General features: G+C 31.6%; 22 protein-coding genes, 7 tRNA genes and 1 other RNA gene. 10 read left to right on the top strand and 20 right to left on the bottom strand.

Annotated elements, in window-relative coordinates:
- The 13 genes from J2786_RS10290 to rpsU form a co-directional block, all read right to left on the bottom strand.
- Window positions 1-1,242 (bottom strand): TolC family protein, encoded by a 1,242-nt coding sequence (locus J2786_RS10290; RefSeq protein WP_082002038.1) that lies wholly within the window; start codon window positions 1,240-1,242, stop codon window positions 1-3.
- Window positions 1,243-1,457: 215 nt separating this feature from the next.
- Window positions 1,458-2,822, bottom strand: a complete 1,365-nt coding sequence (locus tag J2786_RS10285; RefSeq protein WP_047435423.1) for a sensor histidine kinase — start codon at window positions 2,820-2,822, stop codon at window positions 1,458-1,460.
- On the bottom strand, window positions 2,823-3,503 hold the full coding sequence (locus J2786_RS10280; RefSeq protein WP_047435426.1) for a response regulator transcription factor: 681 nt from the start codon (window positions 3,501-3,503) through the stop codon (window positions 2,823-2,825).
- Window positions 3,504-3,751: 248 nt separating this feature from the next.
- A tRNA-Thr gene (locus J2786_RS10275) sits at window positions 3,752-3,823 on the bottom strand.
- A gap of 42 nt (window positions 3,824-3,865) precedes the next feature.
- Window positions 3,866-3,938 (bottom strand) — tRNA-Gly (locus tag J2786_RS10270).
- 87 nt (window positions 3,939-4,025) lie between these two features.
- Window positions 4,026-4,106, bottom strand: a tRNA-Tyr gene (locus J2786_RS10265).
- Window positions 4,107-4,126: 20 nt separating this feature from the next.
- Window positions 4,127-4,200, bottom strand: a tRNA-Thr gene (locus J2786_RS10260).
- A 91-nt stretch (window positions 4,201-4,291) separates the two neighbouring features.
- Window positions 4,292-4,364 (bottom strand) — tRNA-Gly (locus J2786_RS10255).
- A gap of 88 nt (window positions 4,365-4,452) precedes the next feature.
- Window positions 4,453-4,533: transfer RNA gene (locus J2786_RS10250), tRNA-Tyr, on the bottom strand.
- Between the two features lie 18 nt (window positions 4,534-4,551).
- Window positions 4,552-4,625 (bottom strand) — tRNA-Thr (locus J2786_RS10245).
- Between the two features lie 109 nt (window positions 4,626-4,734).
- Window positions 4,735-5,025, bottom strand: a complete 291-nt coding sequence (locus J2786_RS10240; RefSeq protein ID WP_047435429.1) for an HPF/RaiA family ribosome-associated protein — start codon at window positions 5,023-5,025, stop codon at window positions 4,735-4,737.
- Window positions 5,022-5,909 carry a phage lytic cycle repressor MrpR family protein gene (locus J2786_RS10235; RefSeq protein ID WP_047435431.1) on the bottom strand — a complete coding sequence of 296 codons (888 nt, stop codon included), beginning with the start codon at window positions 5,907-5,909 and terminating at the stop codon, window positions 5,022-5,024. Before J2786_RS10235 ends, J2786_RS10240 begins: the two co-directional genes overlap by 4 nt.
- Window positions 5,910-5,987: 78 nt before the next feature.
- Window positions 5,988-6,185, bottom strand: a complete 198-nt coding sequence (rpsU, locus tag J2786_RS10230) for a 30S ribosomal protein S21 (protein WP_034693154.1) — start codon at window positions 6,183-6,185, stop codon at window positions 5,988-5,990.
- A gap of 270 nt (window positions 6,186-6,455) precedes the next feature.
- Here rpsU and ssrA point away from each other — a divergent pair.
- Window positions 6,456-6,857, top strand: a transfer-messenger RNA (tmRNA) gene (ssrA, locus tag J2786_RS10225).
- 178 nt (window positions 6,858-7,035) lie between these two features.
- Here the strand turns inward: ssrA and J2786_RS10220 are convergent.
- The gene (locus tag J2786_RS10220) at window positions 7,036-7,560 is read right to left on the bottom strand and encodes an antirestriction protein ArdA (protein ID WP_310025057.1); all 525 of its coding nucleotides are present in this window, start codon (window positions 7,558-7,560) and stop codon (window positions 7,036-7,038) included.
- Window positions 7,561-8,710: 1,150 nt separating this feature from the next.
- Here J2786_RS10220 and J2786_RS10215 point away from each other — a divergent pair.
- From J2786_RS10215 to J2786_RS10200, 4 genes are all read left to right on the top strand, one after another.
- Window positions 8,711-10,015 (top strand): hypothetical protein, encoded by a 1,305-nt coding sequence (locus tag J2786_RS10215; RefSeq protein ID WP_310025054.1) that lies wholly within the window; start codon window positions 8,711-8,713, stop codon window positions 10,013-10,015.
- Between the two features lie 70 nt (window positions 10,016-10,085).
- Window positions 10,086-10,568, top strand: coding sequence for a HEPN family nuclease (locus tag J2786_RS10210; RefSeq protein WP_310025053.1), 483 nt, complete (start codon window positions 10,086-10,088; stop codon window positions 10,566-10,568).
- 131 nt (window positions 10,569-10,699) lie between these two features.
- Window positions 10,700-11,737, top strand: a complete 1,038-nt coding sequence (locus J2786_RS10205; protein ID WP_310025052.1) for a phospholipase D-like domain-containing protein — start codon at window positions 10,700-10,702, stop codon at window positions 11,735-11,737.
- Between the two features lie 537 nt (window positions 11,738-12,274).
- A complete protein-coding gene (locus J2786_RS10200) occupies window positions 12,275-13,042 on the top strand; it encodes a hypothetical protein (protein ID WP_310025049.1) in 768 nt (255 codons plus the stop codon).
- Between the two features lie 129 nt (window positions 13,043-13,171).
- On the opposite strand, the gene J2786_RS10195 is transcribed toward J2786_RS10200, so the two are convergent.
- From J2786_RS10195 to J2786_RS10170, 6 genes are all read right to left on the bottom strand, one after another.
- A complete protein-coding gene (locus J2786_RS10195; RefSeq protein WP_310025047.1) occupies window positions 13,172-15,517 on the bottom strand; it encodes a DGQHR domain-containing protein in 2,346 nt (781 codons plus the stop codon).
- Window position 15,518: 1 nt separating this feature from the next.
- Window positions 15,519-16,349: a DNA adenine methylase gene (locus J2786_RS10190; protein WP_310025045.1), complete on the bottom strand. Its 831-nt coding sequence runs from the start codon at window positions 16,347-16,349 to the stop codon at window positions 15,519-15,521.
- A 180-nt stretch (window positions 16,350-16,529) separates the two neighbouring features.
- Complete coding sequence (locus J2786_RS10185; protein WP_310025043.1) at window positions 16,530-18,149, bottom strand: BT4734/BF3469 family protein; 1,620 nt, start codon at window positions 18,147-18,149, stop codon at window positions 16,530-16,532.
- A 9-nt stretch (window positions 18,150-18,158) separates the two neighbouring features.
- Complete coding sequence (locus J2786_RS10180) at window positions 18,159-18,428, bottom strand: helix-turn-helix domain-containing protein (RefSeq protein ID WP_310025040.1); 270 nt, start codon at window positions 18,426-18,428, stop codon at window positions 18,159-18,161.
- Window positions 18,429-18,552: 124 nt separating this feature from the next.
- A complete protein-coding gene (locus J2786_RS10175) occupies window positions 18,553-19,755 on the bottom strand; it encodes a hypothetical protein (RefSeq protein WP_310025039.1) in 1,203 nt (400 codons plus the stop codon).
- Window positions 19,752-21,083 carry a phage integrase SAM-like domain-containing protein gene (locus J2786_RS10170; RefSeq protein ID WP_310025035.1) on the bottom strand — a complete coding sequence of 444 codons (1,332 nt, stop codon included), beginning with the start codon at window positions 21,081-21,083 and terminating at the stop codon, window positions 19,752-19,754. The genes J2786_RS10175 and J2786_RS10170 overlap by 4 nt, the downstream gene beginning before the upstream one ends.
- A gap of 785 nt (window positions 21,084-21,868) precedes the next feature.
- Between J2786_RS10170 and J2786_RS10165 the strand changes: the two genes are divergently transcribed.
- The 5 genes from J2786_RS10165 to fabF all read left to right on the top strand — a co-directional run bounded on the left by J2786_RS10165 (window position 21,869) and on the right by fabF (window position 26,822).
- On the top strand, window positions 21,869-23,608 hold the full coding sequence (locus J2786_RS10165) for a hypothetical protein (RefSeq protein ID WP_047435436.1): 1,740 nt from the start codon (window positions 21,869-21,871) through the stop codon (window positions 23,606-23,608).
- A gap of 24 nt (window positions 23,609-23,632) precedes the next feature.
- Entirely contained in the window at window positions 23,633-24,211 is a 579-nt protein-coding gene (locus tag J2786_RS10160) for a DUF6705 family protein (protein WP_047435439.1), read from the top strand.
- Window positions 24,212-24,256: 45 nt separating this feature from the next.
- Entirely contained in the window at window positions 24,257-24,832 is a 576-nt protein-coding gene (locus tag J2786_RS10155; protein ID WP_047435442.1) for a DUF6705 family protein, read from the top strand.
- A gap of 471 nt (window positions 24,833-25,303) precedes the next feature.
- The gene (locus J2786_RS10150; protein WP_002976354.1) at window positions 25,304-25,543 is read left to right on the top strand and encodes an acyl carrier protein; all 240 of its coding nucleotides are present in this window, start codon (window positions 25,304-25,306) and stop codon (window positions 25,541-25,543) included.
- A gap of 34 nt (window positions 25,544-25,577) precedes the next feature.
- Complete coding sequence (fabF, locus tag J2786_RS10145) at window positions 25,578-26,822, top strand: beta-ketoacyl-ACP synthase II (RefSeq protein ID WP_047435444.1); 1,245 nt, start codon at window positions 25,578-25,580, stop codon at window positions 26,820-26,822.
- Window positions 26,823-26,826: the final 4 nt, after the last annotated feature.

The following is a 26,826-nucleotide window of genomic DNA, read 5'->3' as shown; positions in this document are numbered from 1 at the left end:
TTAATAGAAGATTTTCGTTTGTACTAGTTGATTAAGCTGTTCTGCCGACTGCATGATTTCATTTTTCATATCATAGATCTGAAGGGCTGTCTCCCTGTAGCTATCCATGAAGTCTGTGAATTCAATCAGGTTGACATTTCCTTTTCTGAAATTGTTCAGCATTCCGTTGTAAACAAGTTCCATATTCTGAAGGTCTGTAGTTTTTACATCCAGAAGCTGATCATATTGTGCCTTCCAGGTTTTGTATGCCGATTGAACTTTAGTTTCCAGAGTCAGTTTTTGAAAATCTGCATTTTTCTGATTCTGCTGGATGGCATAATTTGCTTTTACTACATTTCCCTGATTGGCTTTCCATAATGGCAAAGGAATTCCCAAGGTCAGATTTGCTTCGTTATTAAAAGTTCCTCCTGCCTGATCCCATGCCGCACCGACGGTAACATCCGGTACATTCAATGATTTCTGCCACTGGGCATACAACTTACTGTTATCAATAAGTTTCAAATTATATCGGTAATCTGCGTTATTTTCCAGGGCTTTGCTTTTCAGTTCTTCTTCATCACCGAAAGGCTGTGCTGCAAGAGCTTCTTTAGCTTCGGTTTCAGACATCGTAGGCTCTATCTCTTCTGTAACTCCTGTCAGAACTTTCAGATTCTGTTCAAAATCAAGAATGTTTTTATTAATCTCCAGCTTATCATGATTCAGCTGGATGACTATGCTCTGTAATCTGACAGCATCTTTAAGGGAAACATTTCCTTTGGCCGACTGTACACGGTAAGCATCCAGGAGATCATTCATATACCCCAGTTGTCTGTTGGTATTTTCCAGTTTTAGTTTTTCATAATAAAGATTGAAATAGGCAGAGCGCAGCTGAGATCTTAAATCTACCAGTAATTGTGAAAACTGAAGCTGGGCCAGTTCTTTATTGGATCTGGCAAAAGCAATTTCATTTTTCTTTTTACCGCCCATATAAATCAATTGGGTAATCCCTGCTCCCTTAGAATGTCCTACATCAAAAAATTTTTTGTCCTGCGGATTATAAGCATTAAACTGTCCGCTTAATTGAGGTAATTCCCAGATTTTAGCCTGCAGAATATCTGCATCAGCCATATTGATGTTGTATTGTTCGGCGAGCAGCTGGAGGTTGTTCTTCTGAAAGGCTTCTTCGCATTCCAAAAGAGACATCTGCTGTTGTGCCGCCATGAATGAGGAAACGGCGAGGCACAGCACTGCAATTCTGTTCATTATTTTTCTTTTTAAAATACAAAATTGCTCTGATGCTATTAAAAGAAACTTAAATGACGCTTAAAAAAATATTAAAATAGGCATGAACAGGCTGCTTATACCATAAAACACCAAACAAAATCAGTATTTTTTTCCCCCACCATTGAATTTATATTAAAAATCTCAATCGGGAGTTTAACAAAAAAAGCAACTGTTTTCGTATCAGTTGCTTTTTTTTATTTTTTAAAAAATAATGTAAACTTATTCATGTAATCTTCAGGTGAAGAGTATACAATATCTGCATCATGATATTCCAGAATCCTTTTGACAATTCTGAGCCCCAATCCTGATCCTGCTATATTCTGTGCATTATTTCCTCTGGTGAAAGCTTCAAACAGTTTAGCTTGCTCATTTTCAGAAATAGTATTACCATGAGAAATAACTTCCACAGAAAGGTTATCGTTGGTTTCAGTAATCAAAACATTTACTTCTGTATTATCTGAATACACTGCCGCATTTTTAAACAAGTTGATAAATACAATGACCAATAGTGACTGAATTCCTTTTATAGTCAGAAAAGCATTTTCAAAACTATCTTCATTGATCAGAAAATCCAGCTTAAGTTGTGGATAACTTTTCTCCACCGCTTCGAAAGCTTCAAAGATGACTTCATCAATTCTTACTTCCTCATAAATGCTCTGAATATTTTCTTTATCGAATTTTGTCAGCAGCAGAAGAGAGTTTGTCAGGTCTGATAGTTGATATATATCCCTCTGGATCTGCTTTAAAGAAGATAGTGTTTCCGGAGAATGCTCTTCAAACTTAATAAGATTCTCCAGCTGAAACGCCATTCTGGTGATAGGAGTTCTGATCTCATGCGAAGCACTGGCAGTAAAATCCTTTTGCGACTGAAATACATCATCCAGCCTTCCAATCATGGTATTAAAGGATTTGGCAAGAACACTTACTTCATCATTGGATTGTTCTACCGGGATTTGTTTGGTTAATTTATGAGCAGTAACTTCAGAAATTTCTTTGTTCAGGTCTTCCAGAGGACGCAGAAACTTTTCTACAAAATAATAGCTGAAGAAACCAATAAGCATGGTACTCATCACATAAGCTGTGATCAAAAGATATTTAAGATACCCCAATTTGGATTTTCCGTTGGTATCAAAAGCACTGGTAAGGATATAATAGTTTTCTCCGTTGATATTCCTGAGTGCCGCATAGATTTCCGGAACAGTTTTTTCCGTATAGATGATCTTCTTTTTATCCAGTTCTTTAAGCATAGCACTATCCCAGATAACATTCCGGTCTTTGATTGTACTGTAGATCAATTCTTTCTTTTCGTTGAAAATTAAAATCTTTTCATTCAAAAGAATGTTATCTGAATTTTCATTAAAGAAAACGGGTGCTTCTTCTTCAAAGTCTTTGGATTTTGAAATGAAATGGGAAGTGAATTCGAGCCTCTGCCTGAATCTTTCTTTAAACTCATCTCTTCTGAAATCGTTAAAAGATAAATAAATGACCGCCATCACCATTCCAAATAATAATGAAAAGGCGATGCTTATCGTCAAAGCTATCTTTCTTTTTAAAGACATTTACAATGGGCTTAGGTAGTATCCAAAACCTGAACGGGTGTGGATCAGTTTTATTTTAAAATCTTTATCAATCTTCTTCCTCAGAAAATTGATATAAACTTCTACAGTGTTGGTATTCGTATTAAAATTGTGTTCCCACACATGTTCTGTAATCTGTTGCTTGGAAACAGTTCTTCCCTGCGCTTCGGCAAGATAAACCAGCAACTGGAATTCTTTCAAGGTAAGGGTTATTTCATTTCCTCCACGATATACCTTCTGTTCTGTTTTGTTGATAATAAGATCATCAATTCTTAGAATATCCTGATCGGAATTATCAGAAGGCGCTTTTCTCCTTAGCAGCGAATTGATTCTCAGTAAAAGTTCTTCAAACTGGAAGGGCTTTACAAGATAATCATCAGCCAGCCTGGTGAAGGCATCTTTTTTATCAGAGATATCTCCATAGGCAGAAATGATAATGATGGGAGTATTCTTATCAAAAGAACGGATCGTCTGACAGACATCAAGCCCATTTATTTTAGGGACATTAATATCGAGTAAATAAAGATCATACGTACTATTTTTTATCTGGCGGAGAAAGGTTTCCCCGTCATAGATCTTATCACAGTTAAAATTATTTGATTCTAAAAATCTGCAAAGTTCTGCAGACAGAATGAGATCATCTTCCAATAAAAGAATATTCATCAAAAATTTATTTTACACGAATTTAACGAAAATTTTATGATTGTGATTGTAAAGATGAAGTAAAATTCATGACCTATCTTAATTGATCTTTAAAAATTTCAGTTGAAATGTTAAGATGAATCAATGAGTATTTTTATCTAATCAGGTGTTTAACGATAATATATCTTTAGGAACAAATTTGGTTGCCTTTATTTTCTAACCTAAAATTTGGGCATAAAAAAATCCCGAAGAAATTCGGGAAAATCGAGAGCCAACTACGGGACTTGAACCCGTGACCTCTTCCTTACCAAGGAAGCACTCTACCGCTGAGCTAAGTCGGCATCAACTAAAAAAATCACACTAAGTAGCGTGATTTTCTGTTGAGCGGAAGACGGGGGTCGAACCCGCGACATTCAGCTTGGAAGGCTGACGCTCTACCAACTGAGCTACTTCCGCAATTTTGTTTCCAAAATTATTGGTAAACGCTGTGCAAAACTAAGAAAACTTATCTAATCTTGCAAGTTTTTTTTATAATATAAAATGTGGGGAGAGCAGGATTCGAACCTACGAAGCCGAAGCAACTGAGTTACAGTCAGTCCCATTTAGCCACTCTGGAATCTCCCCAGATATTTTATATTAAAATGAGCCTCCAGAGGGATTCGAACCCACGACCCCGAGATTACAAATCACGTGCTCTGGCCAACTGAGCTATGGAGGCATTTTAATAAAAAACTGAAACTGATCGAGAAACTCTACTCTACACATTTCAGTGTTAAAAAAAAAACAACTCTTATTGAGGTATTTTTTTGAGCGGAAGACGGGGGTCGAACCCGCGACATTCAGCTTGGAAGGCTGACGCTCTACCAACTGAGCTACTTCCGCAATTTTGTTTCCAAAACTATTGGTAAACGCTGTGCAAAACTAAGAAAACTTATTTAATCTTGCAAGTTTTTTTTATAAAAATATAAAGTGGGGAGAGCAGGATTCGAACCTACGAAGCCGAAGCAACTGAGTTACAGTCAGTCCCATTTAGCCACTCTGGAATCTCCCCAAAAGTTTATATTTTATGAGCCTCCAGAGGGATTCGAACCCACGACCCCGAGATTACAAATCACGTGCTCTGGCCAACTGAGCTATGGAGGCAAATATAAAAAAGAATTCAAAAGATCGCTGTTCCTTTTTTGCGAGTGCAAATATAGAGCGGATTTTTTGAATTCTCAAATATTTTATAAACTTTTTTTAACTTTTTTTTCTAAGCCATTTCTTTTTTCTTGATTAGTAGCTTTTTAGCAGTATCAACGCAAAGGTCCAAACTTTCTTCAAAACTGGTGGATGTCTTCTTTACTACGATATCGTCTCCCGGAACGGCCAAAATAATCTCAGCAGTTTTATTCGCTTTATCAGCATTATTTTCAACTTTCAAAAATACCTTACACTCCTGAATCTTGTCATAGAAGGTATCCAATTTGCTTACTTTTTTGTCGATGTGTGATTCTAGTGGTTCGTGTGGAGTTAAACCAATTGATTGTACTGAAATCTTCATAATTCTTCTTTTTTTGATGCTCGAGGGTGAGCCTGATTAAACACTTTTTTCAATTGTTCAATATTAGCATTCGTATAGACTTGAGTACTGGCAAGACTGGAATGCCCTAATATTTTTTTCACTTTGGAGATCTCCGCCCCATTATCCAAAACGTGAGTAGCAAAGCTATGCCGAAGGATGTGAGGACTTTTTTTTTCTTTCGTTGTTATAAGACTAAGGTACTTATTAACTACCACATAAACAAATTTTTCGTTGAGTTTTTTCCCTTTCTTATTCACGAAAAAATATGATTTAAATTCTGTCTGCGGATTTCTTATTTCCAGATAACTTTTAAGGAGTTCAGACAGTTCATCGGAAATGGGAATTACCCTTTCTTTATTCCCTTTTCCTATTACTTTTAATTCATTTTGATATAAGTCAACATTCTCAAATATCAGGCCACAAAGTTCCGCTTTACGCATTCCTGTCTGATAAAGAACTTCCATAATACATTTTTCAAGCACATCATGTACCTGTTCAAAGATTCTTTCATTCAGATCCTGCATTTCCTCTTTAGATATAGGGATCTGTTTTTCAGGGTAAAACTTCAGGGAAGAGATCCCTTCGGTGGGAGAAACTTTAATCTCCCCTATTTTTAAAAGAAAAAGATAAAAACTGCGGAGAGAAGATAATTTTCTGTTGATACTTCTTTTGGAAATGTCATTTTCACTCAGTTCAACAATAAAATTTCGGATGATCTTTTTGTCTGCCGTGGCTAAATTGTCAGAAGATTCTGTTCGGAGGAAGAAATGGGAAAAGTCTTCAAGGTCTTTTTTGTAGCTTGTGATGGTATGAGGAGAATATCTTTTTTCGAATTGTAAGTATTCTAAAAACTTTTCCAGCATCATAGGTATAAAAATAAAAATTCACTCCTCAAATATAAGAATTTAAGAAGTGAATTAATATATGGTTAAGAAAAAATCTTAAGCCTGCTCTTCTTTGCTAAGCGCTCTTTGTTTGTAAGCCGCTTTTAGTCTAGCTTGTCTCAAAGTTACAGAAGGCTTAATAAACTGTTGTCTAGATCTTAATTGACGAACAGTTCCTGTTTTATCAAATTTTCTCTTGTATTTTTTTAAAGCTCTGTCGATGGATTCACCATCTTTTACTGGAATTATTAACATATTTTACATCTCATTTTGGATTGCAAAAGTAGACAATTTTTATGAGAACACAAAATATATTGCAATAAACAATCACTACTCTACCTCAAATCCGTTAAAAAACCTTGTATTAAAGCCCATTAGCCAACATTAATATTTTTATCCACAATGACTGGATATTCAAGCCTTACTACCTTCAGGTTAATCGTTTCACTTCCTAAATTTTATTAAAACAATCTATATTAATGAAATGTAAACAAAAAGCATTATCTTTGCATTCACTTTATTCATGGGGTTGACTGGTTTCGACAGCAAGACCAATGGGTAAGTAAGCATGCAGAGAACCGTAGCGCGATCTCTATAATCCCTTGCTACAAAATTTTAACTGGCAACGAAGAGTTCGCTCTTGCAGCTTAATATCGAAGTATAGTAGATCAAGCGTTTTCCCGAAGATTTCAGTAGGGAAGCAAGATATTCCACAAATGCTCTGTTCTGCGGCGTTTGATTCTGGGATATAGGAATGCAGAAATAAGGCTTTAGAAGCTTTGGCTAAAGCTCGAAAATTTCAGAAGATAAGCTGGTAGTTGGGTGTCTATCCTCTGCTTCCAGTCGAAAACCAATGGTAGAATAAGCATGTAGAAAGCTTATGTATTGCTTGTTTGGACGAGGGTTCGAATCCCTCCAACTCCACTTTTTAAGCTAAAGAGAATTTGTAAATTATTGAATTTTAAATAATTACATTTTCTCTTTTTTGTTTTTGTACCCAAAGTTGTACCCGAATTTTTAAAATGTACTTTTTTAAATCTATTTGATCTTAATTAAACCTATTTGAATTTTAAGAATACAATAAATTTGCAACAACACAAATATACTACGATTTAAAATAATGTCCGTTACTTTCAAAATGATCAAACATTATACTCCGTGCTGTTGCTTCCCAATCAATCACAACCCAATTAGGAATATTAAAAGTATCATCTTCATAAAGCCATTGTACAAAGTCTTCATCACTCGAAAATTCGCCGTAATAAAAATTGTTTACATAGTCATAAAGGCTTTGAAACTCCATTTTACCTAAACAATCCAAACACGCTTCGTAAACTTCTACATCATGTCCTGAATCATTGATTTGTTCAAATACTTCATATATATTTTTTGATATATGACACTCGCTCAATAATCCTAGTTTTTCTAGAATCGGACATTCGTAGTCCTGAAACATAAATTCGGGGTCTTGTTCATTAGAGTGAAGTTCATACATTGTCGTAAGTAATTCGTCATAGTCTGAATAATCAGAAAGATTTAACCATTTACCGTAAAGATTTCCGTTGTTATACTTGGCATATGTGCCACAATAGATACTAGCAGTATCAAGACAATTTGTTAACTTTGTCATGTCGATAAGTTTTAGTGTAGTTAAAATTTATTGATTCGCCTAGTTGTGTTCGAGACAGCTAGGCATTTTGTTTTATATTGAACCTTGTACACAAAGAAACAAGGCTAAAAGTAGCTTGTAAAGATGTATAAATATACAACAAAAAGCCCATAAACACAAGGATTTCAGGCACTTTTTAACCACTCGAAGCGCAGGAAAATGAAAACAGCCGTCAAAAAACAAAAATATTTGACAGGGGGCGCAACGAAAAAACCTCGCTGACGGGGTGTTAAATCCGTATAGTAGGTACAGCCCCGATGCCTATATAAAATTTTTGAGATACGGTATAGGGGGTGTATTTTTACAGCAAAAATTTGGCGGGTGGTGTAAATAGTAACCTAAGTATTATACATTCTCCCTGTATAGCCGTAATTGAAGTATTGAACCAGAAAACCTGAAACCTTCTACCATAGTTACCCGAAATATTGGTTTTAGGGTTGTTAGAAGTGAATTAGAGAGTGAGAAATATTGAAATAAATTGGTAGTATATATAGGTACTATGTAGCAGATTCTTTGTAAACACTCCTGTTATGGTAGTTTGAAGAGATTGCTCGTTAGGATTGCGCAAACCAACAAAAGATGATAGATCAGTCCCAGAAAAATATTTTTTTCATCATTTGTGTTTTTAAAGTCTTTTATTTTATCGAGAGACTTTTTTCATTTTGGGGCAAATAGGTAGGTATATATTGACAAAAGTACACTTGTTATGATTCTTGTTTTTTGCACCCCCGTTAAAACTATAAAGATTACTTACCTAAGTCGCAATAGACCTGTAAAAATTTACAAAATGAATCAAATTTTGTAGTTTACAGCGAATGTATAATAACAAAGGAAACTGTAAATTACTATAAAACTATTGCAGATAGATTTATATCCTCAGTTTCTCACAGTACAGATATGATATAATTTCCATTAGCGTATTTTAATCATAAACATGCGACCATACAAAAAAAAGTATAAAAAACCACTTTATTTTTCATCTTTGTAAATCAGATCATTATGCATTAATTCATAAAGATTAAAAAAAATGATGCAATATCTATTATTATTATTGACGCAATACGTAAATTAGAAAGTTAGGCGATATGATAAAAAAAAACAATAACTTTTAATGAATACTAATATATTTCCAGCAATAAATAGTGAAATTGCATTTTATAATCCTTCCAATTTTAAAATAACATTATGTGAATTATCAACAGAAGAATTTTTTAAAATAAATGATGATCCAAAAGATTTACAAAGTTCTATAAAAAGATCTATAATTTTGCACGAAACTAGACATTATATTGATCACATTGCAACATTGTGGGGACAAAAATATATGTTGAAGTTTGGCAAAGCAATAGATACAAGGTTAAGCTTAGATTATTTGAATTATAATAAATTAGTTGAATATTCTATTGATTCTAAAAGATTATTTTACAAAGACTATTATAGCGAAATTTATTCCACAAATAGATTTAAAACAGGGGATAAACCATGGTTGTCTAAAACTGTTATTGCTCATAAATTTGATAATAATGGAAATTCAGACCCAAGTTCTCCCATAATTATGTTTAGATTTACAAAGAACGATGGCACAGAAGAACCAATTGCTAGAGTTCCGTTATCAATTGTAAGTTTATTAGAAACAAATTCTACATTTGAGGAAATCAGAACAAGGGCAATCTCAATTGCAAATCAATCTGAAGATGTAAAACTTGTTGAACATATAAACTTCAATAGAGAACTTATTTGTGATTTAATTTATAATCAAAACTTAGCAGTATATAATGTTGCTGTACATTTAACTGCAAATGTATTTCACATAGTTGATATTGCAAAAGCTATAGAAACTTCTTCTGTATTTGCAACTGTTGCATTGAATATGCCTTCTGAATTAATTAATAAGATGTACATTAATCCTGATAATTATCTCGCTTGGAAAAATGAAATTCCATTCTTAATAGAAAACTTCGATTACGGATTTATTTTCATGAACCTCTTGTATAATTATAAAAGCTTTTATAATAGAGAAATTATTTCAGTTGAAGATATTCTTGACGCATCAAAACTCGGAAACTACGAGCAATTCTATGACTCGATTGTAAAAGAATCTGATCAAATACTTAATGAAATACAAAGTCAAAACAATTTCAGACGTATTTTTGAGGAAGAAATCAGTAAAGGAAGACAATTATTTCATAAATTGGGTGTTGGTTTTGAAAAGATAACAATTTCAAGAGCACTCTATGAACTTAAAATTGTACCTCATTATGAGTTTTCTGATACTCCATTATTCCTTAAAGGTTATGATAAAAATTTTCTTTACAAAAATACACCACATAATACAGAAGACTTTGATGAATGGGCAGAATGTTCGGCATTGATTGAAGATGAAATAACAAGTTTTTTTGAAATCAGGGGACTTTAAATATCACATCGCCTAACATTGTATTGGCAAAATGCGGGGTTATGTACAAAATTGAAAAGCAAAAATATTTATGGAATACAAAGACTTTGATATCGATTATATCGAAAGAACAGTAAAAATAATAGAACAATACGAAATATTAAAACATCAAATTAATATAAATGAAAGATTTGAAGTAACCTTACTTACAAACAGTTTACTTGCTTTAATTGTTTTTCCGAAGGAGAAATTTTATTCAGTTATTCCCACTGACAGAATTTTTACTGATTTAAAAAAAGAAATGGGAATTCCAAATTCATTTATTTCAGAAAAATATAAAACAATTAGAGAATTGATTATAGATTTGCGTCACTCAATTGCACACCTAAATTTTGATTTTGAATCAGACCATAATACCAATGAGATTAATAAAATAATATTTCGTGATGATTCCACTGAAACAAATCCTAAAATTGCAGAATTTATTCCTTCTGAATTAGCCAATTTTATAAGATATTATAGTAGTTGGCAAATTAAAAACATTCAGGAATATAAAAAAATAAAAAATAATTAAAAAAACGTTGCCTAACATTGTATTGGCAAAATGCGGAAAGCATTTTTTAGCTGAACTTTCAACCCTATTTAGCTCGCACTTCTCCAATACTTTTTCCGTTAGCGGCAACCAAAACAGACATAATTCAATTCATGACAGAGGTATATTTTGACGGTATCCAAAATATTATTATAGGAAGATTGAAACAAGCTGAAAAGAAAGTTTGTATTGCTGTAGCATGGTTTACAAACGAAGAGATTTTCACTGAGCTAATTACGCTGTTGGACAGGAAAATTGAAATATCATTAGTAATACTAGATGATTACATCAATAATGGACCTTTTGGGTTAGACTTTTCTGTCTTCATTGATAAAGGTGGCAAATTATTTTATTCGACCTTTGAAAACCCTGTACACCATAAGTTTTGCATCATTGACGAAAGCTGTGTCCTTTCTGGTTCCTACAATTGGACTTATTATGCAGAATTCAAAAATTATGAAAATGAAGTTTTGTTAACTGACAAGAATTATATAGAAAGCTACTCCAGTGAGTTTAATAAAATAATAGACACCTTAGTTCAAAAAAAGGAAGCAATAAAGTACTTAGAAATGCTCCCCTCGAGATTAGACATTTATTCACAGAAAGAGTATTTGGCTAATGACATTTTAATTCGTGGAATTAATCTCAATAGATTAGAGCTGATTGAGCAAGCAAAGGTTATTAATGCAACTAACATTTCTTTTGTACAAATGGCTTCAGTAAAAGCTCAAGAGCTTAAGACTAATGTAAAGTCAGTTATTCCGAGTAATAAAGTCAATTTTCAACAAAATATTTCGCCTATTACAAAAATGGCATATGGAATAAGTTCTAGAATAGGTGACGTTAACGATAGATTTGCAATCATCCTAAAGAAAGGAGAGAACGCACCAATCACTCAAAGTTCGATGTTTTATACAGTCAACGACAATCAGACGCAAATTAGTGTAGACACATACAAAGGAGATAACCCACAAGCAAGCAAAAACTTGTTGCTAGGAAAAATTCTAATAAAAGACTTGCCACCTCTACCTGCTGGAAAGGCAAGCATAAAAGTAGAATTCTCTATCGATATTAAAGGTGTATTAAATGTAAAAGTATTAAGTATTCAAACGGGGAACTCTCTTGAGGCAAATTATTATAATAGTATTTGATAACTGCCAGCCGCTAACAAGATATTGCTAAAAGCGGGGCTAAAATCTAAAATTCAACATTTGTACTTCCTATCCCTGCCTTCGGCAATACCCAAAACGTTGAGCTTGTAAAGCCAACAACATAAAACACTGTTTAACCCGTCGACTAGCTAAGGATAACTCCAGCTTCATTAGCTTTTTCTGCTATTACAGATAGAAGAGGACTTTGATAATAGTCTCTTTTTTCATAGGTGATGATGTACGAACCGTTGTATTTCCATTAAAGAAAACGGTCATATAATTACAAAAATTCTTATATTAGCACCTCAAATTTTATCGAAAAAATATAAAGCGTTAGCTTTTATTCTGTTATAGGGAATCTGGTAAATTCAAAATGTAACACGGAATAAACAGTTGATGCTCACGTCATATGGCGTGGGCTATTCTTGTTTGTGTTACAGGCTTACCAGAGCCCCCTATTGCAGATTGAGTTTAGTCCCACGCTTTCTGCATTAATAACCTTTTCACTTTGGGACTGAGTGATACAAAAAATCACTTATGAAAAAACTTATATTTTCTGTTTGCATTTTGCTTGGACAACTTTGCTTTTCTCAAACTGCCACAAAAAAGTTTAACTCATTTCAGAACCGATATGAATATTTTGATTCAAATGGAAATATGACTGGTTATGAAAAATATAACAGTTTCTCAAAACAATGGGAATATTATACAACAAATAATACTTCTCAATCTAGGCAGCCAACACAATATCGAGAACCTGCGAAATTAGATATTTCTGCTTTAGGAAATGCTATGACGACGAAACAAAATAATTATAATTACAATGTACAGCAATTACAAAACGCTGTTAATACTATCTCTGATCAAATCAATAATTTAGATTTATCGTACGAACAGAGGAAACTTATTTATGATACGTTTCAGCAAAATTGTGTTAATGAGATTAACCGTACTCGAATAAATTATTCTTTAGCAAATGAAACTAATCGCGTGATACAATGGCTGTATGATTCATTGAATACAATTATTAAAAATACAACTTCAACATCAAATTATAATTCTAAAGAATATCCAACTAGTGATGTTTCAAAACAGCAATTGAGCGCACAAATCTTAGAAAGATATTCATCTCAGATTATTGATCTAGATCTTAAAATAATGCATTACGGATCAAACAATAACGAATATCAAACCTACAGAAAACAGTTTTCATTATTAGCCCAGAATGGTGAATTAAATGAAACTAATTCAAAAGAATTATTTGATAAGATGCTGAATATTGTAGTTAGACTATCAAAAAAATAAATTTTATAGCTTGAACATGTTATAAACTTTAAATTGACACTACCCCGTGAAGTGTATATGATAAAAAATTAGGGTAAGTTACTATCTTACCCTAATTTACCAATTTTTACAGCATTTTGGACTAATTATTTAACTATAAAAATGACTATATATTTTCTCAATAAAATCAACTTCATCCTTATTTAATCTCTTCTCTTTTGTTCCTTCATGTGCCCACAAATTACGATAAGAGTTAAAGAAAGAAATCCATTTTAAAGCTTTCGCCTTACTTCCTTTACCATCTCCTATATCTATAGAGAAATCAGATTCAAAGGTAGTAAATCCAGTCGGTGGTATTTCTGGTTTTTTATTCCAATATTTTTCAATAATTGTTTTGTAATCGTTGATATTAAACATTTCTGTCCAGTGTATCTCTTTTGTACCTAAACCCTCTTTGTAATATTTTTCTTTTTCCTGTTCTGCTCGATTTAAACATTCTCTTTTTATACTATTTATCTCAAGCTCCCAGTTATCTCCATATATTATCTCCATTTTGTTTAAAACAATGGATTTCATTTTCTTCTCAATATCGATTCCTAATGATCTTCCTTTATTTTGCAATTGCTCATCTTGTCTTTCATTCCAATCAATAAGTTCAGTAGGTAAATACTCTTTGTGCTTCTTGTGAACTATACTTTGAAAAAACCTTAACCATTTTGTATCTGCTCCTGAACCGAGTAAACTTAATTGTGCATTTTTTTCATCCTCACTTATTTCGTCTCTAATAAAATTAAACAATGAATCTAAATATGGTTTTATTTTTTCAAAACGAATTTTCTCATTTTCCTCCTTAGTTAGTTCTTTAGTATCTGTTAAGAATTTATTTATACTATCGATCAAACATATATATGCATAAGTTCCTCTGTTTGAAAAAATAAAAGATTTTTCATCATAAAATAAATCACTATAATTCTGTTCTACAAAATCATAACACTTTGTTAAAAGCTCAAAGATCCTTTTTTTACATCTAACCATTTCTTTTGCATGATCGTGATTTGAAACATTGTACAAAGAATATGTATGAGCATCATCTGTAAATTGATTCCCTTTAGCCTTGGGTAGTAGATCACAAGCAGATAATGCGTTTGAAAATGGTTTAAATGCTAATATAGATTTATCTTCTCCTACGGATATTTTTTCGAACAGTGGACTATTTTGATTATTAGAAAGTTCTTTTATTATAGAAGATCTTAAAGCTTTAATTCTAGAATCAGCTCTATCTGAGTCCCAATATAAATCTTCTTCAAGATCCAATCTTAAACTAGGGCTTACCGCTTTTTGATTTTCATTAATATCCATAAAAATCTTTAACTGTTCACTAGTATCTAAATTATCAAATGCAACTACAGGAATTGTATTTGTTGTTTTATATTTTGAATTAGCATATCCATATACACGGTGTTGACCATCAATAATATATGCTATTCCATAGCTATTAGGGATTTTAAGCGTACCAAAACATGAGTTAGAACTACTAAGCTTATTACTAGATTCAAAATAAGTTTTATGTTTCTTATTACTGAAGTTAATAATTATAGAATTAGGAAAATATCCCCCTTCATCAATAAACTTCGTTATACTTGGCAACCTCTTAGGTACAAGCAGCCTTTGATATGTAGGAAACTCAGACTCATTTACTTTGGTTCTATGTAATATAAACCCCATTTTTAATAATAATTCTGGTTCAATTGAAAACATATAATATGTTTTTGTTCCCATATCACCTTTTACGGCTGGAATTTCAATTTTTTCCTTATTGATAAGTTCATTTTTAAATATCAACCCTAAAAATTGATAAAAGGCAACTCCTTTGTAGTTTTTAATTAAACTATTAAGATAATTGAATGTATTATTATTATAAAGAAATGAATTAGTAGAATCTAAACGTTTAACATCCTCACCATCAGATTCAATCCTTAAATTTCGTGTTGCGAAAATATATTTAACCTTTATATCTCTTCCGTAAATCTGTTGTAAAGTTTTTTTAAATCCATTTATTCTTTGAGCTAATAACTCGAATTCATCTTTATAACTTGGTGCTTTTTTAAGTTTTTCACTCGACTTACATTCAATAATTAATGCTGTTTCTTCATTGATAGCCAAAACATCGATTTGCTTCTTTTCATCGTTATTATAATATAAATATAGATTTTCGTCTATATTTAAATTTCTATAACCTAACTCATACATTTGACACCATATATCATCTTCAAATTTCTTAGAATGTGATTTTGATTTTTTTAGTTTTGTTTTAGTTCTTAATGGTTTTCCATTAATTTCCCATCCATCTGCCAAATAGCCATCTACTAATGAATGATCAACACTAATTGTTTGAAAGTCACTTTTTTTTGCTTTATATAATCGTCCTAAAAATGAAATATCATTTGTAATCTGTTTTTCAATTTCGATGACTTTAATATGATCGATATATGCCATTTTACAACAGGTTTGTTAAGATTAATTCTGAATATTTACCCCTTATCGCATTTCTTCCTCCAATAAGACTTGATCGATTTAATTCAAACATCCGATCTCCATTATTGAATATATCCTTAATTGAATTATGAGCTGCGTTAGTCATAATATAAAATGCTCCTATTTCTTTAAGTTCATTAATAAATTTAGCTAATCTATATTGATCTTCTAAAGAAAAAATCTTTTGATTGTATTGTATAAAACCATTGTTATTATGTGCTACTGTATAAGGAGGATCAAGAAATACTAAATCCCCTTTTTGAATGTTTTCAATAGAAGAATCAAAATCACAACATTCGACAACTGTGCCTTGTAAAGAAATGTTAACCTCACAAAGATTTTCATAATCAAATTTGTATTTATCCCTATGTCCATAGGGGACATTATATTCTCCTTTAGAATTAACTCTAAATATACCATTGAAAGATGTTTGATTAAGATAGATGAATTTAGCTGCCTCCATTATTTCATCATTGAATTTTGTCTTCCTAATTGAATAATAAAATTCTTCTGTATTTTTAAATTCCTTTAAAAAAATTATTACATCATCAATATTATCTCTTACGTTTATATAAGTATTTATTAACTCTTCATTGGAATCTGAAATAATTGCATTCTGGGGATTAAAATGAAAATAGACAGACCCACCTCCCACAAATGGCTCATGATAATTACCAAAATTTTCAATCGTTACTAATTTGTCAAGTTCTTTTAAAAACCATCTTTTCCCACCTGCCCATCTTAAAAACGGATTAATTTTTTTTTCTTTACCAACATTTTTTTTTTGCGACATATCCATCTTAATTTTCAAAATAATATTTAAAAATATTATTGACAGCTTTAATTTTTAAATAAATGCAATTTTTTTTAAGTTTATAATTTTCCATGGTTAGTGATTTTCCGCAATTTACATTAATTGTTTGAATTAAAAAAAAGGTTATCCGCACTTAGCTAATTAATTTTATTTATTATATCACATTAAATCATATCTCATCAAATCATCCAAATCTCTTAGTAACGGATTTCCTTTTATAACCTTCTTAAAAACTTCTAAACTGTTAAAATTTTTGACAGAAATCTCAGTTTTCAAACCCCTGTAATAAGTTTGGATTGTTTTCTTATTCTTACCTGTCGCCTCACAAAGTTTATTGATCGTTATCTTACCATTCAGGCTATAATCCCAATCTTGCATAACATTCAGTATTTCCGATATGGTTTTATCTTTACGATCTTGATTAATTTTTTTTAAGTTTAGCTTTCTTTTATCAGTTGGACTAAGTTTTTTTGTTTTATCATAAATGAATCTGCGTTTAGCATTAATTATTGGTTCTATAACATTTAACTGTCGGTAAACTTTTTCAAAGGTTTCCATTAACTCATTGTTCTCTAAAGGTGGATTCATTTTACCACTGTTGACAGAGTAAAGAAATTTTAATAAAACTCTCTTATCCACATCTTTATTTAAAGCAACCAATTGATATGTTATACTTTTTAAAATATTCTCTCTATTACCTTTAGAAATCTTTTTAAAAGGAACGAATACCTGAGCATAATTTAATTTGGTATCTCTACCTAAATCATAGAAGCCATGTTCATCATACACTATAACCTGATTTACTTTTAACATTTTCTGTTTCCTATTTAACTTAGTTTCAGGATTAAAAACGATTCGTCTCTTTTTATTCAATATAGGTTTTATATTGTGTAATTTACTTTTGCTATTTACAATTTTTATTATCTCTTTTTCAGGAAGAGGTGGAAAACATTTCTTTTGGTTTATAAATGAAATATAATTAAATAAATCATCTTGAGTGATTTGTGGATTTAATGCTATAAGCTGGTAAGCCATTGCACTTAAACATGACTCTCTATTCCCTTCTTGAATTATATTTGGTATATAAACTTCAGCAATACTTTCTTTTTCTTCCCAGAACACAATAGAATCTTGCCCCTTGAAGTCATAATCAGAAATATTATTAAATCTTAATCTTTCATTTCCCCCCATTATGATATTATCTCTTTTTTCTTTATAGATATTATTTGAAATGGGGAGATTTTTTTCATTATTAAAAAACTGACTACAATCAAAACTCTTTGAATCTTCGTTAAAATATAAGTCTTTATCATAACTATGTACACAATATTGTGTTGCTTTATTAGCTCTAATATCTGATTTTACATTAAGCAATGATGTTACAGCTTTATAAACATCTTTAAAATTTTCAAATGTTAATCCATCAACTTTAACCAGAACTCCTCTCCCTGTCCCTGAGAGTGATAACCATGAAGCAAGAATATATTTATTGCTTAAATCAATTTCCGTTGTTCCGTCAACATCAATATAAATAAAGCCTGTTGGTTCATCAATATTGCTATTTAGCTTTTTATCTCTAAAACTGAAATTCAAGGTAAAGCAAGGAAGTTGTCCCTTGATAAGGTTGTATTCAGCTTTATCGAAAGAATGGTAACTCCTTGCTTGTTCAATTTTATACTTGATCACTGTATCTGGGCTTTTAACCCTATCCAGAAAATCATATATATCTATCTCTCCTCTTACGATTGGATCGTATATGTTATTAAAGTAATTTATCATAATAAAGCTTTAATTGAGTGGTGTTAAAGCTTTATTAATATCACACATACGGTAATAAACCCGACCACCTATACCAACAGGCATTAGAATTCCTTTTTTCTTCCAATTGTGGAGTGTACTCAAATCAACATGAAAAAATTTAGCTGTTTCTTCTCTTGTCAACAGTCCTTTATTCAGTTTACATTGCTCTAAATGCTTATCTGATCTTTCAGATACATTAAAATCATTATTGCTAATATTAAATGAATTTTCTAATTCATTTTTTCTTTTTGTTATCATTATTTTTCATTTTAAATACTGATACAAAGGGAGTGAAGGATATGTGGGATCAAAAAAAACAGCGTCCCCGAGAACGCTATTTAAACATATTGATTATCAATAAAATATATTATAATACAATAAATCATGTAGGATGATTGTAGGATGACTTTAAAAAATTAACAATATTATTAGTTGCTGCCTTTTTTGAAGCTGCTCTTCCAGTATGTAATCCGGAAATCATATTACTAATACTTTTGCTATTCTTCTCCTTTCCTGAAAATAAAAATCGATCTGACCACCATTGATTGTAAATTCCTGCATTTTCTCCGATTCTCCTAATAAAGAATGGTTTCAATTCTTTAATTAAATAAGCATAATCAGACAGACTTCCGTTGACAAGTTTGATTTTATTAGTAATTGGTAAATCCATAAAAGCTTGAACAAAATCATTCTCACTTACTGTTTTATCAATGAAATCAGAAAACTCTAAATAAATACGTTTAACAGCATGAATATTGGAATCTCCGAAAACAGTAATATCTGATATTGTTATTGGTTTTGAATTGATAAACGGATACTCTTCTACAATGTGATTGTAAAGTCTCATTAAATCTTGTTTGTAATGAAACAGATTCATTATTCCAGACATTTCGCAATCATATAAATCAAAAAGCCGATCTTTTTCTTCAGATTTCTCCATTGAAAACAACAAAAGTTCTCTTTTATATTCTTCCCCTCTCCTATTCCAAATAATAATTTCATTCTCAACATCTGATATTTTAGATTTCAAAGATTCTGATAGCTGGGTTAGTTTTGTTTTTACAAATAATGTATTTTCTGGATTTAAAAAAGTTTTTTTATAATATTCTTTAATTTCCGTTATTATCTTATCAGCATTCTTTTTATCATAATATTCAGGAAATGGATTTTCCGTGCTAATATTTCCATTTAAGAAGTTTTGAGAAATTTGTCCTATTTTCCGAATATGATTATTCTCAAAAATTCTATACTCTTTGCTATCATTCAAATAATCGGAATAGGTTTGAAATATAATTATTATTAGGTTGCTTAAAATATCATTTTTGATCGTCAACTTTCTTTTTTCTTCTTTCTTTGACCTGCTATTGCCAAAAGTTGAAATCTTGTTTTCCAACTCTATTACTTCATTAAACAGCTTGGATACAATTTTGGTCTTCAATAGAACACCAAACCTTTTACTGTCACTATCATTAGAAAACAGTAGATTGTTAAGATTACTAAGCAATTTATCTGTATCAGATTGATTTATTTCATTACTTGCCACAAGCCAATCGACATCATTTATTATTATAGCTTCTATATTCATAAGTTATCAGATCCAGTTTTCAACAGTATTAATTTACCTTCTTTTACAGTATCATTTTCTTGTTTACTCCAAATTTCAGCAAGTTGCATTGATTGATCAATTGATTTTTGTCCTATATAATCAAGGAATTGTTTTTCTGAAGAATGTGCCGTAATATTCATTAATAATGGTGTCGGATATTCCTTTTTGGCGTAGAAGTTTGTTGCAAAACTCCTTCTACAATCATGTGATGATACTAATTTCCATTTAGGATAAAACCCTCTTTCTCCTTTCTTTGTTTCTTTATTAAATAAGTTACCTTCAACAAGTTCATCAATATCCGCTTTTTCGCAAACCTTTTTAATGTACCTATTAAAAAGAGTTGTATTTGTGTCGATATTTGTTGAGAACAAAGGAGGAAATTCACCATTGTACTTACTAAGAATATTTCTAACCTCTTGGTGAATAGGAATCTGAACCAATTTTTTAGTCTTTTCTTGTGTAATAACAATAAAATTAAAATCACCAATCTTTTGTACCATCTTAGTGGTCATTCTGAACAGGTCTGATGCTCTTTGCCCCACATAGCAACCAATAACAAACCAATCTCGTGTTATACTATATTTCTCATCTGAAAATGCAGTATCCTTTATTTTGTTGATTTCATCAATTGACAGTGGATTTATCGGAGTAGAAACAGTGAAGCCTTTCACATTATCAATTTGGTGGTTTACATCATGACCATTCTTTCGAGCGTCTAAAATAATCGTCTTGACAAATTTGATGTATCTACCTGCTGTATTTTCATTCGTTGCTCCCGTATCAATTAAAAATCTTACGAAGTCTTTACCGAAATTTAAATCTACATCTTTTAAGAGAAATGTTTTTTTCTTATATTTTTGGAACTCAATCAGCTTATTTACAATTGTTCGATACTTCTTTATAGATCTATCACTTACTCCTTTTCTACCTTTTGCAGATACTACATAAGGTAATTGTTCGACATAATATTCCCCGTATGCTATCAAGTAATCTTTTTGCTCTGGTTCAACTCTTCCGCTAAAAACATCTATCTTATTCTCTAACCATTCATGATTAATTTGAACTCCGTTTACAAAATCTTGATTATATTGTTCTAAAATAAAGACTTCCATCTTTTGCAAATTACTCTTCAGATTTTTGTGTGATGGATCGATTGGTTTAGGGAAACCTGTTGTAGTACTCCAAGATTTAACATCACATACAAACCCTGTCTTTCGCTTAGCATCAAACTTTCTACCTAAAGAGAATCGAAGATAGACTGGATTGCTTGAACTCTTTCCTTGAATTAAGAACTGAACTTTAGCCATGATAAATTGTTTAATACAAATCTATCACATCAAAATAAATTAGACAACATTTAGACAACAATTTCTCAATACCATTCAACTTTATTAAATATTATCAATTCAAAAACACAATAAAATAACTGATAATCATCAAGTTAATATTTAATTAAATTGATTAAGATTGAATAAAATTTAGCAATTAACACCAGTCTGAATCCCTCCAACTCCACTATTTAAGTTAAAGAGAATTTGTAATTTATTAAATTTTAAATAATTACATTTTCTCTTTTTTTATTTTTGTTCCCAAAATTATTCCCAAACGTTTTTATATCGCCTTCTGATTGATAGAATACAAAACCGATGAGCAAAGAATCATAGTACATTTAAATCCACTGGAAACATACAGAATTCCTGATTTCAAACCAACACAATATATTGATGCTAGTTGGCGCAGGATTATTATCGCATGGATTCAAACGGTAAAAAATGCGCTGTAACATTTATAATAAGCAAAAATGAAAGTGCTATCATGAATCTCAAGGACAACAATTGACAGTATATTGATCTGCTACATAGTACCAATACATATATCAATCCTTATCTTATTATATCACTTTCAAATCCAACTTAAACACACTAATCGCGAAAATTTGAAGAGAAAAAAAAAGACTTTAACCAAACAATAAAATATTATACGACAGGTTTTGTCGCTTTGCAGCTATAGATTTGTAAATATATTTTAACCAAAAATTCATTGTAAAATTTTAAAAAAAAGAATAGATTAGCAACTTTAAAAAATAAATTTGATGAAAAAACTTAATTTTTTAATGCTTTTGGCATTAACCCTCCTTATGTTCGGCTGTAGGACTGAACTTACTGAAAACGACACTATTCAATCAGATTTCAGGAAAACTATTAAATTAAAAGAAGCTTTAGCTTTCAAAAATTATCTTACTGAGATAAAAAACAACCCTTCACATTTTTACAGCAAAAACGAAGACTTTTTCTCTTCCCTACCTGATGAAGCAACTGTAACAGTAATTACACAGCATAATGTTACTTCTTACAGTACGGTAATCAGACATTTAGATAGGTCATCAGATGTTTTAGTATATAGTGTTGATAATGAAAATAAAAGTATAGGATTTACAGCAAAATATAAACCTGCTGATTTAACAAAAAACTATCAGATTGATAATTTCACGGGTACGGTTGAATATACAGCTATGAACAGCAGACCAATGGGAACAAGGGAGCTTGTGAACGGAGTGCCTTTAGCTCCTAAAACCGCACAGCAAAATACAACAGCAAGTAAAGTTGCTTGTTCATACAGCATTAACCTTATAGAAGTAAACTGCAACGGGGATAATCACACACCATCTCAGTATGCACAATGTGTCGCAAGTGAAAAGCCTTATTATGTTGTAGAAATTACAGAGGTTTGTCCAAGCGGAGGACAGCCTCCAAAAGGTTTTCCCAACATGGGAATGTATGATGGTGGCGGTGACAGCGGTGGCAGCACTACATCTAGCGAAATGTCTATTCAGGACAGCTTTAATTATATGTTGAATGAAGCTGGATTTCCAGAACTTTCGGCAGAAGAATATACTTATATTCAAAACAACCAATACATAGGTGGTCAATTACTTTCTTATTTCTATAATAATTTAAATCAGAATAATACGCAATTGCTACATTGGAGTATTAGATATTTTAAAAGTTTGGGAAATTTAGGAACAAACACAATTACTATATGGAAAGAATTTGAATCAAAGCTCAATTTTGCTCAGCAATTTTTTGCAAATAATCCCAATGCAACCTGGGAACAATTTTATAACCAGTTTTTGGATACTCCTTGTGAGAGAACAAAAACAACACTAAACAAATCTAATATTCAACAAGGCATTTCCAATGTAAAAGCACAGGCACAGAAAACTCTCATCAATCCAAAAACAGGAGAAATAGGTTTTAAAGAGAAAAAAGACGGAACAGTCGTTCCTGCCGATGTCACTTTATCTCATCAGGTTAAATTCAATGATACAACAGACGGCTATGGAGGATACCACAATCATACAGCATCGGGGATACACATACTTTCGCCTTATGACATTGTAGATACCTTATTTGGATTTGCAGCAGCACAAAGTGTAAATGATGGTGTGGGAAATGCGTATTTTGGAATGATAGCAGCAGAATGGTGCAATACTTGCCCTGGTGGAAAAAAAGAAATACATTATGTAATACGTTATGCAGGTACAGGAACAGAATTAGGAAATTTTGTATATTCACCTGCACAAATGGCACAGTTTAAGAATGACTATCAAACTAAAGAAAGCGAATTAACCAATACCAGTTTAAACGGGAGTACTTATATTAATTCAGCAGGCGATTTGAATGAAAAAGGATTAGAAAAATTGTTTTTTGATACATTGACAAATATCGGACTTGATAACAAAATAGTCCTTCAGCGTGTAGAGTCTAACGGAACTGTATATAATGTGACAAAAGATAATTCAGGCTCAATTACAGCAACACCATGTCCATAAAATTAATCTATAAAAAATAAAAAAATGAAAATAGTATATAAAATAGCTCTTATCTTAGTAATGCTGAATATCATATCTTGTAAAGCTCAGCTGACATTCCCATTATTAACATCAATAGATAATATTCCTAATTTATCACACTTAAAGGATACAAATAATGAACTTCAATCTTTTACGGGTACATACTCAGCTACATATAATGGTAATCAAATTACTCTTTTTATTTCTAAAGAAAATGATAAACTTTTCAACACTAGGGGAAAACAGATTTATAAAGATATTTTATCTATAAGATACATCATAAAAAATTCTTCTGGAGCTGTTCTACAAGATACACAAAATAAAGTTTTTCAACCAGATTTACTGCATACTATTTACAGTTTATGGGTAACAGAAAATGGCACTAAGGTATCATTTAACTATGCTGGTACAAATTGCAGTGTAGGTTGGGGTAAAATAATTTTAAAGAAACTCAATTTTAATCAAATCTCATGGGAATATCGTCCAAATGATATTACAACAACAGAAAGTAAATGTCCATCAACTTTGGATACAACCATTTATCTTCCTGAAACAAAAGATTTGATTTTTACTAAACAATAATGATAGAGACTGTCTTAATGGCAGTCTTTTTTACAATGATGAAATATGAAAACAACGTATAACAAAATAGTAGTAATTCTAATCTTATTTTTAAGTCTTATATCTTGTAAAGCACAACAAGTATTTCCTCTAAATTCAGATTATGAAGAAATTCCACAAAACTCTTATCTAAAAGATTTAAATAATGAATTAGCTCCCTATATAGGTACTTACAAGACAACTTTTGAAGGTAATGAGATTTTCTTATACATCACTAAACAAGATAAAAAAATAGAAAATAGCGCCCAGAAAAGCTACTATATGGATGCTTTAATCGTAAAATATATTGTCAAAAACTCATCTGGAAATATCTTACAAGACACACAAAATGATCATACATCTAAAATAGAATTATATAGTATTGGAACAAAACCCACTAAAAATGAAATAATTTTTGTATATTCTGGTACAAATTGTAATGTAGGTTGGGGTAAAATAATTTTAAAGAAACTCAATTCTAATCAAATCTCATGGGAATATCGTCCAAATGATATTACAACAACAGAAAGTAAATGTCCTTCAACTTTAGATACAACCATTTATCTTCCGGAAACAAAAGATTTGATTTTCACTAAACAATAATTACGTTTAATATCTCTAACTAAAAAAATGATTGGCTTTACTTGCATGTGGTAGAACCAATCATTTTTTTATTATAAGCAACTTTGAGAATACTTATCATTATTACTCCATATTGCTAAAAAATATTTATAGTACTATGTGACGTTCAAGTATATTTTCAAAATTTCTCTAACCTGTTCCTGCCTTTCAAGAATTCCATACTGCTCTTTTAAATCAGGAACGTTAGATAACAGATAAACTTTCACTTAAATCAAGATATTAATCTCTTAAAAAATTGATCAGTATAATCAAATATAAAGTTCTGCTTCTTCATTCATCATTTACACCAAATATAAACCACTGAAAACGAAAAGACTAAAACCAAACAACCCAAAATAAAAGCTTCTGGTCCACAAAAAAGACTAAAAAAATGTTTTATCGTAAAGAATTTTATATATTTGCACCATCTAACAATTAAAAAAATAATTTACTATGTCAGACATTGCATCAAGAGTAAAAGCTATCATCGCTGATAAGCTTGACGTTGAAGAAACAGAAGTAACTCCTGAAGCTAGCTTCACTAACGATTTAGGAGCTGATTCACTAGATACAGTTGAGTTAATCATGGAATTTGAAAAAGAATTTAACATTCAGATCCCTGATGATCAAGCTGAAAAAATTACTACTGTAGGACACGCTATCGCTTACATCGAAGAAGTAGTAAATAAATAATATTCTTCAACAAAAAAGAAATTAAACAAAGTTTATGGAATTAAAAAGAGTAGTTGTAACCGGATTTGGAGCAATAACACCAATAGGAAATAATGCAAAAGAATACTGGGAAAATCTTGTGAAAGGTGAGAGCGGTGCCGCTCCGATTACTCTTTTTGATGCCACAAACTTTAAAACAAAGTTCGCTTGCGAGGTAAAAAATTTCGATCCGTTACAGCATTTCGATAAGAAAGAGGCTAAAAAAATGGACAGAAATACTCAATTGGGACTTGTTGCAGCAAGAGAAGCTGTAACGCATTCCGGAATTATTGAAGACAATGTAGATAAAAACAGAGTTGGTGTAATCTGGGGTTCTGGAATCGGAGGATTAGAGACCTTTGAAACTGAAGTGTTAGGATGGGCGAATACGGAAATTCCGAGATTTAACCCTTTCTTTATCCCAAAAATGATTGCGGATATCACTCCAGGGCATATCTCAATTGAATACGGTTTCCATGGACCAAACTATACAACTGTATCTGCATGTGCATCTTCAGCAAATGCTATAATTGATTCCAAAATGCTGATCCAATTAGGAAAAGCAGACGTGATTGTGTGCGGAGGCTCTGAAGCAGCCGTTACAGCAAGTGGTGTCGGTGGATTCAACGCAATGATGGCACTTTCTACAAGAAATGACGATCCTAAAACGGCTTCAAGACCTTTTGACAAAGACAGAGATGGATTTGTATTAGGAGAAGGCGCAGGTTGTATCGTTCTTGAAGAATATGAGCACGCTGTAAAACGTGGTGCTACAATTTATGCAGAATTACTGGGAGGAGGTCTGAGTGCTGATGCACATCACATGACTGCTCCACATCCTGAAGGCCTTGGCGCTTATCTGGTAATGAAAAGTTGTTTGGAAGACGCAGGTTTAACTGCTGATGAAGTAGATCATATCAACATGCATGGTACCTCTACTCCATTAGGAGACATCGCAGAATCCAATGCAATTTCGAAATTATTAGGCGAACATGCTTATGACATTCAGATTAATTCTACAAAATCAATGACTGGTCACCTTTTAGGTGCTGCAGGTGTTATTGAAGCTATCGCTGCATTGGGAACTATTATTCATGGTACTGTTCCTCCAACCATCAACCATTTTACTGATGATGAAAATATTGACAGCCGTCTAAACTTTACGTTTAACACAGCTGTGAAGAAAGATGTAAAAGTAGCCATGAGCAATACTTTTGGATTTGGCGGGCATAATGCTTGCGTTCTATTTAAGAAAATCTAAATTC

The sequence above is a fragment of the Chryseobacterium vietnamense genome, assembly GCF_031454475.1.
GTDB classification, from domain to species: domain Bacteria; phylum Bacteroidota; class Bacteroidia; order Flavobacteriales; family Weeksellaceae; genus Chryseobacterium; species Chryseobacterium vietnamense.
Note: the sequence above shows the minus strand (reverse complement) of the source record. Positions and strands in the feature narration are given on the sequence as shown.

Excerpts from the sequence above, each read along its gene's own strand:
- J2786_RS10290 (WP_082002038.1), bottom strand. The coding sequence starts at position 1,242 with ATGAACAGAATTGCAGTGCTGTGCCTCGCCGTTTCCTCATTCATGGCG.
- J2786_RS10285 (WP_047435423.1), bottom strand. The coding sequence starts at position 2,822 with ATGTCTTTAAAAAGAAAGATAGCTTTGACGATAAGCATCGCCTTTTCA.
- J2786_RS10280 (WP_047435426.1), bottom strand. The coding sequence starts at position 3,503 with ATGAATATTCTTTTATTGGAAGATGATCTCATTCTGTCTGCAGAACTT.
- J2786_RS10240 (WP_047435429.1), bottom strand. The coding sequence starts at position 5,025 with ATGAAGATTTCAGTACAATCAATTGGTTTAACTCCACACGAACCACTA.
- J2786_RS10235 (WP_047435431.1), bottom strand. The coding sequence starts at position 5,909 with ATGCTGGAAAAGTTTTTAGAATACTTACAATTCGAAAAAAGATATTCT.
- rpsU (WP_034693154.1), bottom strand. The coding sequence starts at position 6,185 with ATGTTAATAATTCCAGTAAAAGATGGTGAATCCATCGACAGAGCTTTA.
- J2786_RS10220 (WP_310025057.1), bottom strand. The coding sequence starts at position 7,560 with ATGACAAAGTTAACAAATTGTCTTGATACTGCTAGTATCTATTGTGGC.
- J2786_RS10215 (WP_310025054.1), top strand. The coding sequence starts at position 8,711 with ATGAATACTAATATATTTCCAGCAATAAATAGTGAAATTGCATTTTAT.
- J2786_RS10210 (WP_310025053.1), top strand. The coding sequence starts at position 10,086 with ATGGAATACAAAGACTTTGATATCGATTATATCGAAAGAACAGTAAAA.
- J2786_RS10205 (WP_310025052.1), top strand. The coding sequence starts at position 10,700 with ATGACAGAGGTATATTTTGACGGTATCCAAAATATTATTATAGGAAGA.
- J2786_RS10200 (WP_310025049.1), top strand. The coding sequence starts at position 12,275 with ATGAAAAAACTTATATTTTCTGTTTGCATTTTGCTTGGACAACTTTGC.
- J2786_RS10195 (WP_310025047.1), bottom strand. The coding sequence starts at position 15,517 with ATGGCATATATCGATCATATTAAAGTCATCGAAATTGAAAAACAGATT.
- J2786_RS10190 (WP_310025045.1), bottom strand. The coding sequence starts at position 16,349 with ATGTCGCAAAAAAAAAATGTTGGTAAAGAAAAAAAAATTAATCCGTTT.
- J2786_RS10185 (WP_310025043.1), bottom strand. The coding sequence starts at position 18,149 with ATGATAAATTACTTTAATAACATATACGATCCAATCGTAAGAGGAGAG.
- J2786_RS10180 (WP_310025040.1), bottom strand. The coding sequence starts at position 18,428 with ATGATAACAAAAAGAAAAAATGAATTAGAAAATTCATTTAATATTAGC.
- J2786_RS10175 (WP_310025039.1), bottom strand. The coding sequence starts at position 19,755 with ATGAATATAGAAGCTATAATAATAAATGATGTCGATTGGCTTGTGGCA.
- J2786_RS10170 (WP_310025035.1), bottom strand. The coding sequence starts at position 21,083 with ATGGCTAAAGTTCAGTTCTTAATTCAAGGAAAGAGTTCAAGCAATCCA.
- J2786_RS10165 (WP_047435436.1), top strand. The coding sequence starts at position 21,869 with ATGAAAAAACTTAATTTTTTAATGCTTTTGGCATTAACCCTCCTTATG.
- J2786_RS10160 (WP_047435439.1), top strand. The coding sequence starts at position 23,633 with ATGAAAATAGTATATAAAATAGCTCTTATCTTAGTAATGCTGAATATC.
- J2786_RS10155 (WP_047435442.1), top strand. The coding sequence starts at position 24,257 with ATGAAAACAACGTATAACAAAATAGTAGTAATTCTAATCTTATTTTTA.
- J2786_RS10150 (WP_002976354.1), top strand. The coding sequence starts at position 25,304 with ATGTCAGACATTGCATCAAGAGTAAAAGCTATCATCGCTGATAAGCTT.
- fabF (WP_047435444.1), top strand. The coding sequence starts at position 25,578 with ATGGAATTAAAAAGAGTAGTTGTAACCGGATTTGGAGCAATAACACCA.